This is a genomic window from Shewanella khirikhana (assembly GCF_003957745.1).
In the GTDB taxonomy this organism is placed as follows: Bacteria; Pseudomonadota; Gammaproteobacteria; order Enterobacterales; family Shewanellaceae; genus Shewanella; species Shewanella khirikhana.
The window spans coordinates 1117725-1134298 of sequence record NZ_CP020373.1 but is presented as its reverse complement, the minus strand read 5'-3'; the positions used below and the strand labels follow the sequence as shown (position 1 = coordinate 1134298).

Genomic DNA, 16574 nt, shown 5'->3' with positions numbered 1-16574 from the left:
CAAAATAATTACAAACACCTGCGCCATGTTCCCCTGAATCATCTCACCGCGGTAAATAAACATTTTTTCAACAATTCAACTGAGAGTGGTTGACATAAAAATATCGGCATCATAATTTATGTAAGCGCTTACATTTACACTTGCAGGCGAAGTGGTATGCAAACCTGTAAGCTTTACAACAATAGCGTCCCGGGCTGCACTGCGGCCACGGGTCTCTGGGAGAGGAACCTGATGCGACAATTAGAATTCAAAAAATCAAAGCTGGCGACCGGGGTATCCCTGGTGCTGGGCTTGCTGTCTGCCCTACCCGCCATTGCCGAAGAAGCCCCTGCGGCTGAAGGCGATATCGAAGTTATCCAGGTCACCGGGGTGCGCGGTTCACAGGCCAAGGCCATGGAACTCAAGCGCCAATCCGCCGGTGTGGTTGATGCCATTTCCGCCGAAGACATAGGTAAGTTCCCCGACACTAACCTGGCAGAGTCGCTGCAGCGGATCACCGGCGTGTCCATCGACCGTGTCAACGGCGAAGGCAGCAAGGTAACAGTGCGTGGCTTTGGCCCCGACTTTAACCTGGTGCTGCTCAACAACCGCACCATGCCCACCGCCCAGGTGGCCGGCGAGTCAACCCGCTCATTCGAATTTGCCAATCTGGCATCCGACGCCGTCAGCGGCGTGGAAATCTACAAAACCGGCAAGGCTGATATCAGCTCAGGTGGCATTGGCTCTACCATCAATATCCGCACCGCCCGCCCCTTCGATACCCGCGATCTGGTGGCCAGCATTGGCGTGAAAGCCCATCACGATACCAGCGTGGAAGATGGCAGCTCCATCACCCCGGAAATTTCCGGTATTTTCAGCAACACCTTCCTGGATGACTCTCTGGGCCTGGGGCTATCGGCCTCGTATCAGAAACGTGACAGCAACACCAAAAAGGCCACCATAGATGGTTGGCGCCAGAACATCGATGGTGAGCTGAACCCCAATGCCGAAGTCATCAACGAGAACAAAAATCCCTACGGCAACACCTTCTATGCCCGTAACATCGGCTTTGCCAGTCAGGATACCGAGCGTGAGCGTACCAACGCCCAGCTGGTGTTCCAGTACGCGCCATCCGATGCGGTGGAAATGACCCTGGATTACACCTATTCCAAGCTGTCTGACGTGTCCAACACAGATACCTGGGGCCTGTGGTTCTCGGGTCCAGGTAACGCCACCTATGCCCATATCAATGAAAACGGCACCTTCGATTATGTGACCGAAGTGGGCGGCGACTATTCAAGCACCATGCACCAGAACGCCTCGGACAACATCAATAAGTCGCTGGGTTTCAACATCGAATGGCAAGCCACAGACAATCTGCAGCTGAGCTTCGATGCCCATGACTCCAACGCCAGCGCCGAAGGCACCCTGGGCAACAGCGCCGACAATATCTTTTTCATCCTTGGCGCCCTGAATGTGGCTGACAAGACCTATGACGCCACCGGCACCGAGATCCCGCTGCTTGGCGCCAACTATGCCAGCCTTAACCCCAACGGTGAGCCGCACCTGCTGCCCGAGCACTATGCGTCACTGTTTGCCGGGGTGCGCGCCGGCCGCAACGAAACTGACGTCAATCAGTATCAGTTCGATGGCCATTGGGTGAATGAAAACAACGATGCGCTGTCATCCATCGATTTCGGCGTGTCTTTCACCTCCATGGAAACCCATGCCCAGGGCTCTTACACAGGCCCGATCAGCGCCGGTTGGTACGGCAACATGGGGCTGTGGAAGGATGATGTAAGCTATGTCGGCCTGGGCTCAGACTTCCTGTCTGATTTCAGTGGCGGCGGCAGCGATATGCTGATCCCCTACTACTACAGCTACGATCAGCAGGCCGCCATGGACAAGGCCGAAGCCCTGTATGATGTGGAATACGTGTCAGCCCCCTGGCAGGATGACCACCTGATCAAAGAAGACACCACTGCCGCCTATGTTCAGGTGAACATTGACAGCGAATTCAATAACATGCCTTTGAATATCGTTGCCGGTCTACGCTACGAGCAAACCGATGTCACCGCCAGTTCCATGCAAAAAGAAGCGCAGCAGCTGGTATGGCTCAACCCCACCGAGTGGCAAACCGTCTATGCCGATGACTTCTCCTACAGCCATGAAACCCATGACTATAAAGAGTTTTTGCCAAACCTCGACATCAACCTGGAAATGGTCGACAACCTGATTGCGCGCTTCAGTTACAGCCGCACCATCACCCGTCCGACCCTGGGTTCAATGCGCGCCACCACCGCACTGACCCCCATTCCAAAAGTCGGCTCCCGTACCGGTTTCGCCGGTAACCCATCGCTGAAGCCGTTCAGCTCCAACAACATCGATCTGTCGCTGGAATACTACTACGACGACGCCAGCTACGTGTCTGTGGGTTACTTCAACAAGGAAGTGGAAAACTTCTTGATGAACACCATCGAAACCGTGAAATACGATCACCTGCGTGACCCTTATGTTGGCCCTGCGGCCGAGCAGGCCCGCGCCGAGCTGATTGCCAACAACGAAACCCCAAGTGATGAAGCCGTGTTCCAATGGTTGATTGACAACGGTTATGGCAATGCCGACGGCCGCGTGCCTCAGTCAGGCGCCGATCCGGTGGCCGACTGGAAAATCAGCAAGCCCAACAACGTTGAAGATCTGAACATCAACGGCTTTGAGCTGGCCTGGCAGCACTGGTTTTGGGACACAGGCTTTGGTTTCGCCGCCAACTACACCCTGGTAGACGGTGACACCGAGTATGACGTGGAGCGCGTGGACGAGCAGTTCGCCCTGCCCGGCCTGTCTGACTCGGCCAACCTGTCGGTGTTCTATGAAAAAGAAGGTTTGCAGGCGCGTCTGGCATACAACTGGCGTGACACCTTCCTGTCTGGCATGGGTCAGGCAGAAGCCGGTGGTCCTGCGCCTCAGTTCACCGAAGCCTATGGCCAGCTGGACGTCAGCGTGAGCTACCAGCTCACCGACAACCTGTCCATCTTCGCCGAAGGCATCAACGTGCTTGAGCAGGAAAAACGCGTCTACGGCCGTTACGAAGAGCAAATGCTGCTGGCGCAGCAGAACGCCGCCCGTTACTCCATTGGCGCACGTTACAGCTTCTAACTTTGTGTACTGAAGTGGGAAAACCCCGGGCCAACACCGCAAGGTAGCGGCCCACGGGTGAGGTCTTTGCCGCGGCATCTGCCGCGGCTTTTTTTATCTTCGCCGCCAAGGCTGGTACACTCTGGGCAAAATCAGAAAGAGCCAACGCCACCGCGGACGGCTCCATTGCAATTGAGAGTGTCATGCAAGGAACATTGAGAAAAATGCGCACCGGGCTCGATGAGCAGGGCCTGGCCAGTTACCGCTTGCCGGTAGGCGATGCAGAAATCGCCCTTAACCCATTGATTGGTAAACCGCTTAAGCTTATCTATTCCGGCAATATCTACTGCTGCAACTGCGGTAAAAAGACCAAAAAGAGCTACTCGGAAGGCCACTGCTATGTGTGCATGCAAAAGCTTGCCAGCTGCGATATGTGCATCTTAAAGCCCGAGACCTGCCACTACGATCAGGGCACCTGCCGCGAGCCTGAATGGGGCGACAGCCACTGCTTTGTGCCCCATTTTGTGTATCTGTCCAACACCTCGGGGCTAAAGGTGGGTATCACCCGCCACACCCAAATTCCCACCCGCTGGATAGATCAGGGTGCCACCCAGGGTCTGCCAATCCTGAAAGTGGCCAGCCGTAAGATTTCCGGCCTGATTGAAGTGGAAATCGCCAAACACGTAGCCGACAAAACCCACTGGCAGGCGATGCTGAAGGGCAACAATGCGCCAATGGATTTGGCTGCCGAGGCGTCGCGCTTACTCGCTGAAGTGGCGCCGGTTATCGAGGCTATCCGCGCCGAGTATGGTCAGGATGCGGTGCAGCTGCTGGGCACTGAAGCACAAGCCATTGATTTCCCAATTAATGAGTTTCCGACCAAGGTTAAATCCTTCAACCTCGACAAAGAGCCACTGATTGATGCGGTACTGACCGGCATCAAGGGCCAATACCTGATTTTTGATAGCGGCGTTATCAATATCCGCAAATACACAGGTTACGAAGTCAGCCTCGAGTGCTGAGCTGAAACCTCGAGTGCTGAGCTGAAATCTTGAGTCAGCAATAAAAAAACGCCGGGCAATGCCCGGCGTTTTTTTATTGCCAATCGGCTTTTGGGTCAGAACCGCACCCTCGCCCCCAGGGCGTATCGACTGCCATACTGACGGGCAAACAGGAACTGCTCTTCAAAGCGGCCGTAGCCCTGCTCGGTTTCGTTGTTGAGGTTAATGCCCTCAAAGAACACCGTCAGGTAGTCGTTCACATCGTAGTTGATGCTGGCGTCCAGTTGGCCAAAGGCCTTGGCATACTGCGGCGGCGCATCGGCCGAGCCCTGGGACTGCCCCACCCCAATCAGGTAGCTGTCGCGCCAGGCGTAAGTGAGCTTCACCGACAGACCGTCTTTTTCATAGAAGGCCTGGAAGTTGGCGGAATCGCCGAGGCCTTCCAGCGGTTGCTGCTGCGCCAGACTGTAAGGGTCAAATTCCACATCGCCATCGACGAAGGTGCCGTTAACGCCGACCCCAAAGCCTGATTCACCAAACACTTGCTGCAGCGCAAGCTCAATCCCCTGTACCGACTTACTGTCGCTGTTGATGGGGCTGGTGATGTCCCACACGATTAGCGGATCGCTCGCCAGCGGCACTATCTGACCATCGGCATTGCCATGGCCGTTGGCAATCATCTGGGCGAATATGCTGTTTTCGCTCACAGGCGTGCCTTCGGCCTCAAGCTGGCTGATGGCCTCCTGATAACGTGGGCTGTTGTAGACATCATGCAGCCCCTCGATGGTGAGCTGAGTGGTGGAGCGGGAAACAAAGTTGTCCACGTCTTTGTGGAACAAACCTATGGCCGCGTAGCTGGCATCGCCATAGTAATATTCAAGCGACAGATCCAGGTTCACCGACTCCAGCGGTAACAGCCCTGGGTTCCCCAAACCGCCACGGCGGGCACCGATTTTTGGGCTGCCACTTAAGCTTCTGCCGGCAACCATGTCGCCAAGCAGCGGCCTGGCGATGGTCTTACCGGCGGAGAAGCGCACCACCACATCCTCCAGCGGCTCGGCGCTGATATCCAGCATCGGCAGCCATACATCGTAGTCGCCGCCCTGGGTGAAGTAGTTATCATCGCCGCCGGGGGCGTATTGCATAATCCACTCGGTGGGGCTGGCCCACACCACCTGACTCTCCACCCGCTGCTTGACGGTACTGGAGGCATCTGTCTGCTCATACCTGAGGCCAACATTCACATTCACTGGCACATTGCCAATATCGAAGCCCCACTGGGTGGTGAGATACAGCGCCAGGGTCTTTTCTTCCACCAGACTGGCACTGTCGATGCCATCAAAGTATGGGTCGATAGAGTAATAATTATCGCCGGCCACCTCGGGGGTGATAAACGCAAGTTGCCTCGCCACCGCTTCATCGAAATTGAAGCTGTAGTAATAATTTGGCGCAAGCTCACTGCCGCCACCGCCAAGGGCATCCAACAGCCCGGTGGCATCCTCAAGCACAAACATGGCATCGGGGAAGATTTCGGCGTAGGACGGATTAAAACCAGGACCACCACGCAAACCGCTCCAGGCAGAGGTGCCCGACATGGTCTGCTTGGTGTAGGCCGCGCCAAAATCCACCTTCACCAGATGCTCGCTGAACTCGGGATACCAGTTGCTGTTGAACTGCAGCTGCTCAATTTCGCTCTTGCCAGGGGAGTGAATAAACTGGCTGAAGTTGGAGTCGATATCGCCCGCATCCAGTTGATTGCTGCCATTGTTCCAGTTGATAAGGAAACGGGGCACCTCGCCTGAGCGATAGTCATAGACTTTGGAGATGAGCTTATCTGAGCCCAGGATCACCTGACCTGCACTGCCCAGGCCGGTATCGGCACCGTTATCGATTTCATTTGAGGAGTTGTGATAGTCCAGCGTGAAGCGCCAGGCTTCGTTGGGGCTCCAATCGATATTCAGGCCAACGGACTCGGCATTGACCTCGGTGGTACTGCGGTTTGCAGTAAAGGAGCCATCGCCGCCGCGGATATCGGAATACAGCGCGGTGCCGTTGGCATCCAGCTCATAGCCAATCACGGGGGCGCCGTCGGTGGAAGAGTTCCAGATCCCCCAGCCAAAGCCATCGGAGGCAGTCAGCGCTCTGGTAGCCACATAATCAGCGGTCAAAATCAGGTTATCCGCCGCCACAAACTGCAGCGTGACCATGCCGTTGGTGCGCTCACGCTCCACGTCGTTGAGGCTGAAGTTCATATCCCGCGGGAAGAAAAACGGCGCCACCTCGTTGCCCTCGGCATCGCGAAAGCGGGCGATTGGGTTGCCATCGGCATCGGTTTCACGGCCGTCTATGCCCTTGTCAGCCGCCAGTACCGGCAGGCGGCTGTTGTCGGTCTGGGCAATCCAGCCCTGACTGTTGGCGGTTTGCTGGCGAAAATCCCGCTCCTGATGGGACACAGACACCATAAAGCCGAAACGATCGTCCATAAAGGTATTGCTGTAAATGGCCGCAAGCTCCGGCGTTACATCATCGCCAAGCTCGTTGGACTCGTCATAAATGCCTTTGCCTGAGAAGCTGAAGGATTGCCCCGGGTTATCCAGCGGCTTGTGGGTGATGATATTGACCGTGGCACCAAGGCCACCGGTTGGGGTATCGGCCCGGGCGGTCTTGACCACTTCCAGGGTTTTCACGCCTTCGGATGACAGATTCTCAAGATTGTAAGAACGGGTATAACCCGTGCCCGGCATCTGGCGGCCATTCAAGGTGATAAGGTTGTATTCGGGCCCAAAGCCGCGCACCGTGATCTGGCTGCCCTCACCGTTGGCACGGCTGACTGTTACCCCGGTGATCCTTTGCAGCGACTCGGCCAGGTTGGTGTCGGGGAATTTCCCCAGCTCCTCGGCAGAAATGGCATCCACAACGCCATTGGCGCCACGTTTTAAATCCATAGAGCGATACAGACTGCCCTTAATACCACGGATTTCAATCACTTCGATAACAGCTTCGCCGGCGTTATCGTCGCCAGCCTGCAGCTCATTGGCCTCGTCTGCGGCCAGGGCTAGTGGCATGGCGCCCACGCCGAGAACGGCTGCCAGCACGGCGGACAACCGGTTACGCTTGAATTTCGTCTCTAACATAATTGCCTCGTATTCTTTTCGCTGTGGCCTTGCCGGGCGCAACCGCAGCCCGACTGGCTTAACCCATTGATGGACGGAGGAGATAGCTCTCCTTAAGGAGTGCCTATCAGCGCATTGTCGAGCCGAAATACAGCGCCGTTACCTGTGCCCCAGGCCGGGAACACCATCACCACATCGATGGCACTGGCATCCAGCCCCGCATCCGCCAGGGTTTGCAGCGGGAAGGTGTAGGTCTGCCACTGGCCCACCACAGGCGCCACGCCTTCCTGACTGTCGCTGAGATTAAGCTCCACCGCCGTGGCGGCATCACCGGACTCAATCTTGAATTTCCACACCGACGTTGGGTCGCTCGGCGCCGACACCAGCTTCATCTCAAAGCGCACCACGCCAGTTGCCACAGCTGCCGCCGCATCGTAATAAACACCATCATCGGCAAAGAAGCCCACCACGGTTGGCTGCGAGCCAATCACGTACTCGGCCACGGCGCCATGGGCAGCATCGTCGGCTTCCACTGTAGGAGTTGAGCCGCCGCAGCAATCCCAGATGGACCAGGCATCGGCCACATCATCGGCAAACAGGGTCAGCGCATTCATGGCACCGGCCGAACCCGGCTGATGGATTTTCACGTTATCGATGCGATACACAGCCCCTTCACCCTGTCCCCAGGCAGGAAACACCATCAGCACGTCAATGGCACTCAAATCCAGCCCGGCATCGGCAAGCGCCGATAAACGAAAACTGAAGGTTTGCCATTCGGCACCCGGCGCAACCCCTTCAATGCTGCTGGTCAATGGCAGTTCCACTGCGCTGGCGGCATTGTCAGACTCGACTTTGAACAGCCAGGGCGCATCGGCCACATTGGGGGCGCTCACCACTTTCAAATCAAACTGCACCACGCCGTTTTCATACAGAGACGATGCATCGAAGGGATTGCCGCCTCCGCCAAGCTCAGTGCGATTAATAAAGCCCATCACTGTAGGGCTGGCGCCAATGCTGAACTCGGACACAATGCCGTGCTCGGCGTCGTCGGACACCACCTGAGGGGTAGAACCGCCGCAGCAGTCCCACAGCGGCCAGTCGGGGTTTTCGTTATCGGTAAACACAGTAAGTGATGGCAGGCTGACGTCGGTGCGGGCAATTTTGACCTCATCGAGCAGGTATTCGGCGCCATTACCGCTGCCCCATGCCGGGAACACCATCACCACGTCGATGGCTGACAAATCAAGGCCTTTTGCCGCAAGTTCAGACAGCGGGAAGCTAAAGGTTTGCCACTGGCCCACGGCAGGCGCAACGCCTTCACTGCTTGCCGTCAGTGGCAGTTCAACTGCAGTCGCGCCCTCGTTGCTTTCAACCTTCATCATCCAGGTCGAGTTGGTGTCTGCCGGTGCGCTCACCACCTTCATGGCAAAGCTGAACACCCCTGTGGCCTCAATGGGCGCCGCATCGAAGGGGCTTGGCACACCTGCAGCGTCGGTAATAAAGGCCGAGCGGCTGATAAAGCCGTTAACCGTGGGGCTTTCACCAACCACAAAACGATATACGGCGCCCTTGTCGGCATCGTCTACCAGGCTTGGGGTCGAGCCGCCACAGCAATCCCAGGCCGGCCAGTTGGGGTTGGGGGTGCTGTCAAAAATCAGCAAATCTTTTGGCGTGCCATCAGAAGGAGGCACAGGTGCTGGCGCCTTACCTTCCACCAGCGCATCGTCTGGATTGTCGTAGCCCGGGCGCACGGTTTCGCAGCCCTTGCCGGTATCCGGGTTGGAGGCGCATTGGTAAACCCGCACAAAATCAATCTGGTACTTATTGGTTTCGCTAAAGGCGCTGTCATCAATTCCGGTTTCGTTCACCGACACAGGCCAGTTGCCGCCCACGGCAAAATTCACAATAAGGTGGAATTTTTCATCGAAGGGCGCATCAGACCAGCTCAGTGCCAGCTCACCGCTGGACTGATCGTAATACTCGGTAAACCAGCCCTTGTAGGCCAGACCCACGGCTTCGCCCTTGGCGTTGTATCTGAGCTCCGAGCGGCGCTGGGTCGCGTAGAGGTAATCGTCCACATACCAGCGGATTTCCCCCTGCTGCCACTCGATGGCATAGGTGTGAAAATCATCAGCCGGATTAACCCCATCAGGCAGCTGATAAGACTTGCCGGACTGCTCGTTTTTGGGCCATTCGCGGCCATAATGCAGGGTGCCGTGCACATGGGCTTCACTGTTGCCATCGGCGTCGGTGGCCTTGAGATTCACCGCCTCAACGATGTCGATTTCACCGCTTCTGGGCCAGATGCCATAGACATTGTCGCTGGGCAGCATCCAAAACGCCGGCCAGCTACCCTGCCCCGATGGCAGCTTGGCGCGCATTTCGATGCGGCCAAAGGTAAAGTCTGCCTTGCCCTTGGTGCTGAGTCTTGCCGAGGTATAGGGCTTTTCGGCGCCTTCCGGCGCTTTGAGCGCCACGATATTCAAGATGCCGTCGGCAACGTAAGAGTTTGCCGCATCGGCGGTATAGCACTGCGACTCCTGGTTGCCGCCGCCGGCGCAGTCCACTTCATGCGCCCACTTGGCCTCATCTATGCTGCTGCCGTCAAACTCGTCGCTCCACACCAGCTCCCAACCGGTCGCGGGGCCTTCGAGGTTGACCGCATCCAGCTTGGTATCTGTGTTGGTGTCCCCTCCGCACCCCTGCAGCGCCGCCACCAGGAGTCCGAAGGAAAGGTATTTGGTCGTTCCAGAATTCTTCTTCATTATCGGAGCCCAACCCACTGTGTTTTATGGATAAAGTTAGCTTTGTGAGCGCTACCTACTGCCGATGTTTCCTTCTGAAACCAAATGTAAGCGCTTACATTTGTATAAATTAAGTAAAGAAACTGTAAAGATCAACCGGAATTTTTAGCGGACGTCATTCGCTCTGCCACCAGGCCGCTGTCGCAGCACAGGTAAGCTCAGAGGAAATCGGCCGCACTGAATCGCGAATGGCACCGCAAATGGCGGACTGTACTGATGAAAACGCACTTATGACAATGCACTTATGACAATGCACTTATGAATAGATGTGCGGAAGAGAGCTATGCGGAGGACAACAATGCGAAAGAAAGCGATGCGGAGAAAAAACGCTCAAAAGGCAATTAAAGCGACGTTTTCAAATGCCATAAAACAACTGCCCGCCCCTGAAAAGGGCGGGCTGTTTGGCTGAGCCGGGCTACAGCAAAAGCGCTTTGGGAACGCTATCTGGGCTTACTCGGATTTATCTTTGTCGTCGTTCTTACCCATGATGTCCACATGGGCCTTTTTCGACATGCCAAGCAGCGCCATTTCCTGGCTGCCCATAGAGTCGTAATTCAGCTCGATTTTCTTGAGTGTGGCATCGCCTTTTGGCACACCAATCACCCGGCTGGCGAGGCCTTTGCTGAGCACACCCAGGTTATCCACCACTTTCACCGAACCGTCGGACATGTGCAGGCTAATCTTATGCAGATTCACCGTGCCCTGGGTACACACCAGCTTGATATGGGTAACGTTCTTCTCGCCAAACTGGGGGGTAACCTCGTCGGTTTCCGATTTGTAGTTCACCACCTTGTCGGCAATCTTGAACCATTCGGCGGCCATGGCCGGCATGGTCACCAGCGAAATGGACAGGGTCAGGGCTGCGGCGAAAATAGATGATGTTTTGCGTTTCAAAGACATAATTCCTCCTGAATGCGGGTATATCCCTTTAAATTCACCAAACCGGGAGTCAATTTCCCGTATCCGATCCTGTGAGAGTAATCCCCAACAGCGCAGATTACCAGTGGCCAAAGGTCGGTTTTCGCGCTGGCTCACACTTGCTTTAAGCCGCTGTAACTGCGGCACAATTTTTTAACCTTTGTAAATAATGTGAATGTATTATTGATAGTGATTATCATTCCCAGGATTTTTATAACGAAGGAATGAGAGATGAAGTACTCCCCTGTTGCCCTGGCCTTGTCATCACTGGCGGGCCTCGCGACGCTCCCTGCCGCTGCCGAAACCCAAGCTCAAGCCGCTGACAACGCCCAGCCTGTCGAGCGCATGATAGTCACCGGCAGCCGGGTGCCCGAACGCCTCGATGAAGTGCCCTCCTCGGTGACCCTGGTGGACAGCGCAACTATCGCCACCGAAATGAGCATCAGCTCGGAGCTGCAAAATCTGCTGGCGGTGCGGGTACCCGGTATGTCGCCTGCCACCGGCACCTCAAGCAACGCAGGGCAAACTCTGCGCGGCCGTAAGGCATTGATTCTGATTGATGGTGTGCCGCAGTCCACCCCACTCAGAAATGGCTCGCTGGATATCCGCTCCATTGACATGAACGCCATCGAGCGTATCGAAGTCATCAAGGGCGCCACCTCGATTTACGGCAATGGCGCGGCGGGCGGTATCATCAACTACATCACCAAAAAGCCCGGTGCCGGTGGTGGCATCAATGGCACCCTGGGCGTGTCCAGCCGCTTCAGTGCCGTCAAATTTGAAGACAGCGCCGGCAGTCGCATCGAAGGTGCCCTCGACGGCGCCAGCGGCGATTTTGGTTATCTCGTCAGCGCCAGCCGCGAAGAATACGGCCTGCAGCGCGACGCAGAAGGCGATGTGCCCGGCTTGGTTTATGGGTTATCAGAAACCACTTCACAAAACCTGTTTACTAAGTTCCGCTTTGATTTTGATGATGAAAAATCACTGCAGCTTACCTACAACTATTTCGAGTCGCAGCAGGATGCCGATTTGGTGGATGTGACCGGCAGCGTCAACAGCGGTCAGAAAACTTATGCCATCAAGGCCGAAAATCCCTCGGCCCGCAAAGGTGTTCCCCAGGGGCCCGACGGTAACCACAACCTGATGCTGAAGTACGAAGATCTGGCGCTGTTTGACAACACCCGTCTGGCCATCGATGCCTACGGCCAGAAGATCAACAACGTGTTCTTCTACAGCGCCAGCCTCGCCAACCCCGAGCAGGGATTTGATGGTGGTCAGTCGATTATTCGCTCGGAAAAGCGCGGCCTGCGCGCCAACTTCAACTCAAGCTTTGAGCTCGCCAGCAGCGAACTTGACCTGATCTACGGCGTGGATTACCTGCAGGATGTCTCCAGCCAACCACTGGTCGACGGCCGCATGTGGGTGCCGGAAATGGACATGCAAAATCTGGCCTTCTATCTGCAAACCAAGTGGTTAATCAGCGACGACTGGGTGCTTAAAGCCGGTGTGCGCCGGGATCAGATGACGATTGCGGTCGAAGACTATCAGACCCTGCGTGTCTGTCGCAGCCAGACCCAGTGCTCCACGCCGGTGGATGTGCGCGGCGGCGATGTCGATTTTGATGCCACCACCTATAACATTGGCCTGAGATACAATGGCAGTGAGCTGCTCAGCCCCTTTATCAGCTTCTCTCAGGGCGCCGATGTGTCGGATCTGGGACTGCTGCTGCGCACTGCTACCGTGGATGATTTAGCCAAAATCCAGTCCCAGGCGGCCTTGATTGATAACTACGAAGTGGGCTTCTCTGGCGATTGGCAGGAGCTCAGTTACTCGGCGGCGGCCTTTATCAGCAAATCTGAGCTTGGCACCCGTACCGTGCTCAACCCGGCCACCGGCATTTACGAGCCGGTACGCGCACCCCAGGAAATCAAGGGTTTTGAGCTGGCAGCAAGCTATGCCCTCAGCGACGCGCTGACGCTCGGCGCCAACTACGCCTGGATGGAAGGCAAGGATACCGATCAGGATATTTACCTCGACGGCCAGGCCATCACGCCGCCGAAATTCGCCGCCTTCCTCGACTGGGACGCTTTCGATAACGCCCGCCTGTCGTTAAGCTGGCTGTATGTGGGCGACCGTAAACGCTTTGAGCCGGTCAACGGCCAGTACACTGGCAGTCAGGGACCGGTAGACAGTTACTCGCTGCTGAATCTTGCCACCAGCTATCGTATGGATCAGTTGCTGTTTAGCCTCGGGGTCGAGAACCTGTTGAATGAAGACTATTATTCTGCGCGATCTCAAGCCTTTACCTTCCCCGGTTACAACACCAAGGGACTGGGTACCACGGTCAATTTGGGCATGAAGTGGTCTTTCTGAGCCTGAGCAATATGTGAAAAAGCAGCCCCTGGGCTGCTTTTTTATTTGCGTGTTGGCAGCGAGGTTTCTACCATGTGCGTCCAACCGGCAAAACCGAGCCCCAGAGACCAGCCAAGATGTCCGAACAGCAGGAAATTCAGGCCATCACCGATGAGACCCGCGCCTGGGTCACCAAGGTGATCATGAAATACAATATCTGCCCCTTCGCCCGCCGCGAAGTGGAGCGTAACAGCATCCGCTATCTGGTGTGTGAAGAGACCCGCATGGAGCACGTCTTGCAAGCCCTGCTGGATGAATGCCAGTTCCTCGATGCCCATCCGGAAGTGGAAACCAGTCTCTTTATTCTGCCGCGGGGATTCGAGGGTTTTTACCTCTATCTGGATCTGCTTGGCATTGCCGAAGACCTGTTGGTTGAAGAAGGCTTTGAAGGCACTTATCAGCTGGCGAGCTTCCATCCCGATTATTGCTTCGACGGCGAGCCGCAGGACGATCCGGCCAACTTCACCAACCGCGCCCCCTATCCCACCTTGCATATTATCCGCGAGGAAGGCATGGCGGCAGCCCTGGCAAGTTACAACGAGCCGGAAAGCATCCCGGAGCGCAATATCGCTTTTGCCCGCCGCAAGGGCAGTGAGTTTTTTGTGCGCCTGCTGCAAGAGTGCAAAAAGCCGGACTGAGTCCGGCTTTTTCATTCTGCGCTCAACCCGCTGGCGGGCTTTGATGGTGGTGCAGCTCTTCATCCTGGGTGGCCAGCACCTTTTCATAGCCCTTGGGCGGTGGCGTCCAGCCACTCAAACTGCGGCTGTGACCATCCATCCGGTCTTTGCCCATATCTTCCACCAGTGCCGCTTCAAGCTTCATAAACAGGTTCAGATAGCGCTCGCGCCGGTCAAGGTTGTCCCGCATCTCAAACCAGGCTTCGTACAGCTCACCCGCATGGGCCTTCTCACGCTCCACCATGGCGGTTTTACGCTGCTCGGCAACAAAGGGATGCAACCCAAGGCGCGTCAGCGCCTCACCGCCCATATTCAGCGCCGAGTGGAAGGTTTCGCTCACCACCCAATCGGCCCCGGCTTCGGTCAGGGCGTAGGTGTGGCCCCGGTCGAAGGCGCGCGCCAGAATAACCACCTGCGGATAATGATGCCGCACATGGCGCACAAGCTCGGTGGCGCCCTCCACATCATCAATGGCCACCACCAGCATTTTGGCCGACTCAATGCCTGCGGTGTGTAACAGCTCAGGGTTACTGACATCGCCGAAGAAACTCTTCATCTGAATGTCCCTGAGCCGCTCCACCTGAGCATATTCACGGTCCAGCACCACGGTTTTCACGCCATTGGCCCTGAGCAGACGATTGACTATCTGGCCGAAACGGCCGATACCGGCGATGATCACCGGCCCCTGCTCATCGATGGTGTCAGCCTGACGCTCATTGGCACTGCGGGTGACCCTTGGCAAAATCACCTTCTCAAACAGAATGAACAGCCCGGGGGTTAAAAACATGCTCAGTGCCACCACCATCGACAGCAACGCCCCAAGCTCGCTGCCAAAAATCCCCTGTTGCTGGCTGTAGCCAAGCAGCACAAAACCAAACTCACCCGCCTGGGCCAGCGACAGCGCAAACAGCCATTTATCCGAGCCTGACAGATGAAAGATTTTAGCCAGCACCAACAGCACCAACGCCTTAATCAGCATCACCCCAAAGGCTAATCCCAGCACCAGCGCAAACTGTGACAGCAGCATCTCAAAATCGATGCCCGCGCCCACCGTGATAAAAAACAGACCCAGCAACAAGCCCTTGAACGGCTCTATGGTGGACTCAAGTTCATGACGAAACTCACTGCTGGCAAGCACCACGCCGGCAAGGAAGGTGCCAAGGGCCGGTGACAGGCCCACCAGACTCATCAGCGCTGCAATGCCAATCACCAACATAAGTGCCGCGGCGGTAAACACTTCCCGCAGGCCTGAGCGTGCCACATAACCAAAAAGCGGCCGGGTCAGGAAGCGGCCGCCAAAGACCACAGCGGCAATGGCGCCAAGCACCACCAGGGCATTGGCCCAGCCCGGCAATCCTGCCACCAGCGACATATCCTCATGACCGCTTTCGGCGACTGGGGCACTTATTGTCAGCAGTGGCAAAATTGCGAGGATTGGGATCACGGCTATGTCCTGAAACAGCAGCACCGAGAAATCGCTGCGGCCACCTTCGGTTTTGGCAAGTCCCTTTTCATTCAGCGATTGCAGCACTATGGCGGTGGACGACATGGCGAGGATCATGCCAAGCGCCAGCGCTATCTGCCATGGCTGACCGAGCGCCAGCGCAAGCCCCGCCACCGCTCCGGTGGTAAGCAGCACCTGCAGCCCGCCAAGGCCCAAGAGCCGTTGACGCATCTGCCACAGCTGCTTGGCATCAAGCTCCATGCCCACCAAAAACAGCATCAACACCACACCAAATTCAGCAAAATGCTGAATACTTTGTGTTTCTTGCCCAACCAGCCCCAGCAGCGGCCCAATGGCTACCCCGGCGACCAGATAGCCAAGCACAGAGCCAAGCCCCAATCGCTTGGCCAGGGGCACCGCCAGCACGGCGGCGAGCAGGTAAACAAATGCCTGCAAAAAAATGCCTGTCATGACAAAGCCTCCCAGCCATTGAGCAGCCCCGCGGCTGCGGCTTGCTCATCCGGCAGCGCCCCTGCCACCAGTTTTTCAAGCAACCGGCGCCAGCGCTCCAGGTGGGGCTCGAGCCGGCCTTCCTCCAGCGCCGAACGGGCGCCAAATATCGCAAACGGCGGCAGATAAGCCATGCCGGTGAGCGAGGCGGTTTGCTCAAGGGGTGACAGCAAGGTTCTGAGACCAAAATGGTTATAACCATCCGGACTGTAGGATGCTTCGCTGCCACCGGCACTGATGGCACAAAAAAATGGTTTGCCGTGCAGTTTGTCGCCCCTGGCGCCATAGGCAAAATTGTATTCCAGCACCAGATCCTGCCACTCCTTGAGCAGCGATGGGGTGGAATACCAAAACAGCGGAAACAGAAAAATCAGTACCTTATGCTTAAGCAGCCGCTGCTGCTCGGCCTGAATATCGATATTGAAGGTGGGATACTCAGCGTATAAATCCACGCAGGTGACACCTGGGGTATCGCAGGCAACGCGGTACATCGGCAGGCAGACTTCCGAGCCTGTCTGGCCCGGATGGGCAAACAGCACCAGCACCGGATGGGTGGCTTCTTGATCCATTGACTGTGGCTC

At 56.4% G+C, this 16574-nt stretch carries 9 protein-coding genes; 4 read left to right on the top strand and 5 right to left on the bottom strand.

Translation table 11 applies throughout. The features are described 5' to 3' along the window. Nucleotides 1-231 precede the first annotated feature (231 nt). The gene (locus tag STH12_RS04820; protein WP_237158751.1) at nucleotides 232-3135 is read left to right on the top strand and encodes a TonB-dependent receptor; all 2904 of its coding nucleotides are present in this window, start codon (nucleotides 232-234) and stop codon (nucleotides 3133-3135) included. Between the two features lie 182 nt (nucleotides 3136-3317). After that, nucleotides 3318-4136 carry a DUF2797 domain-containing protein gene (locus STH12_RS04815; RefSeq protein WP_126166506.1) on the top strand — a complete coding sequence of 273 codons (819 nt, stop codon included), beginning with the start codon at nucleotides 3318-3320 and terminating at the stop codon, nucleotides 4134-4136. 95 nt (nucleotides 4137-4231) lie between these two features. Here STH12_RS04815 and STH12_RS04810 read toward each other — a convergent pair whose 3' ends face one another. The 3 genes from STH12_RS04810 to STH12_RS04800 all read right to left on the bottom strand — a co-directional run bounded on the left by STH12_RS04810 (nucleotide 4232) and on the right by STH12_RS04800 (nucleotide 10932). Continuing rightward, nucleotides 4232-7249, bottom strand: a complete 3018-nt coding sequence (locus STH12_RS04810) for a TonB-dependent receptor (protein ID WP_126166505.1) — start codon at nucleotides 7247-7249, stop codon at nucleotides 4232-4234. Nucleotides 7250-7341: 92 nt separating this feature from the next. Continuing rightward, on the bottom strand, nucleotides 7342-9993 hold the full coding sequence (locus tag STH12_RS04805; RefSeq protein ID WP_126166504.1) for a glycoside hydrolase family 16 protein: 2652 nt from the start codon (nucleotides 9991-9993) through the stop codon (nucleotides 7342-7344). Nucleotides 9994-10482: 489 nt separating this feature from the next. Continuing rightward, on the bottom strand, nucleotides 10483-10932 hold the full coding sequence (locus STH12_RS04800; RefSeq protein ID WP_237158749.1) for a hypothetical protein: 450 nt from the start codon (nucleotides 10930-10932) through the stop codon (nucleotides 10483-10485). A 249-nt stretch (nucleotides 10933-11181) separates the two neighbouring features. Here STH12_RS04800 and STH12_RS04795 point away from each other — a divergent pair, with 249 nt between their 5' ends. Together STH12_RS04795 and STH12_RS04790 are read left to right on the top strand one after the other, a co-directional pair. Next, the gene (locus STH12_RS04795) at nucleotides 11182-13323 is read left to right on the top strand and encodes a TonB-dependent receptor (RefSeq protein ID WP_126166503.1); all 2142 of its coding nucleotides are present in this window, start codon (nucleotides 11182-11184) and stop codon (nucleotides 13321-13323) included. A gap of 116 nt (nucleotides 13324-13439) precedes the next feature. Then, on the top strand, nucleotides 13440-14000 hold the full coding sequence (locus STH12_RS04790; RefSeq protein WP_126166502.1) for a DUF1415 domain-containing protein: 561 nt from the start codon (nucleotides 13440-13442) through the stop codon (nucleotides 13998-14000). 22 nt (nucleotides 14001-14022) lie between these two features. On the opposite strand, the gene STH12_RS04785 is transcribed toward STH12_RS04790, so the two are convergent. Both STH12_RS04785 and STH12_RS04780 read right to left on the bottom strand, forming a co-directional pair. After that, nucleotides 14023-15954 carry a monovalent cation:proton antiporter-2 (CPA2) family protein gene (locus STH12_RS04785; RefSeq protein WP_126166501.1) on the bottom strand — a complete coding sequence of 644 codons (1932 nt, stop codon included), beginning with the start codon at nucleotides 15952-15954 and terminating at the stop codon, nucleotides 14023-14025. Further along, the gene (locus STH12_RS04780) at nucleotides 15951-16562 is read right to left on the bottom strand and encodes an NAD(P)H-dependent oxidoreductase (RefSeq protein ID WP_126166500.1); all 612 of its coding nucleotides are present in this window, start codon (nucleotides 16560-16562) and stop codon (nucleotides 15951-15953) included. Before STH12_RS04780 ends, STH12_RS04785 begins: the two co-directional genes overlap by 4 nt. Nucleotides 16563-16574: the final 12 nt, after the last annotated feature.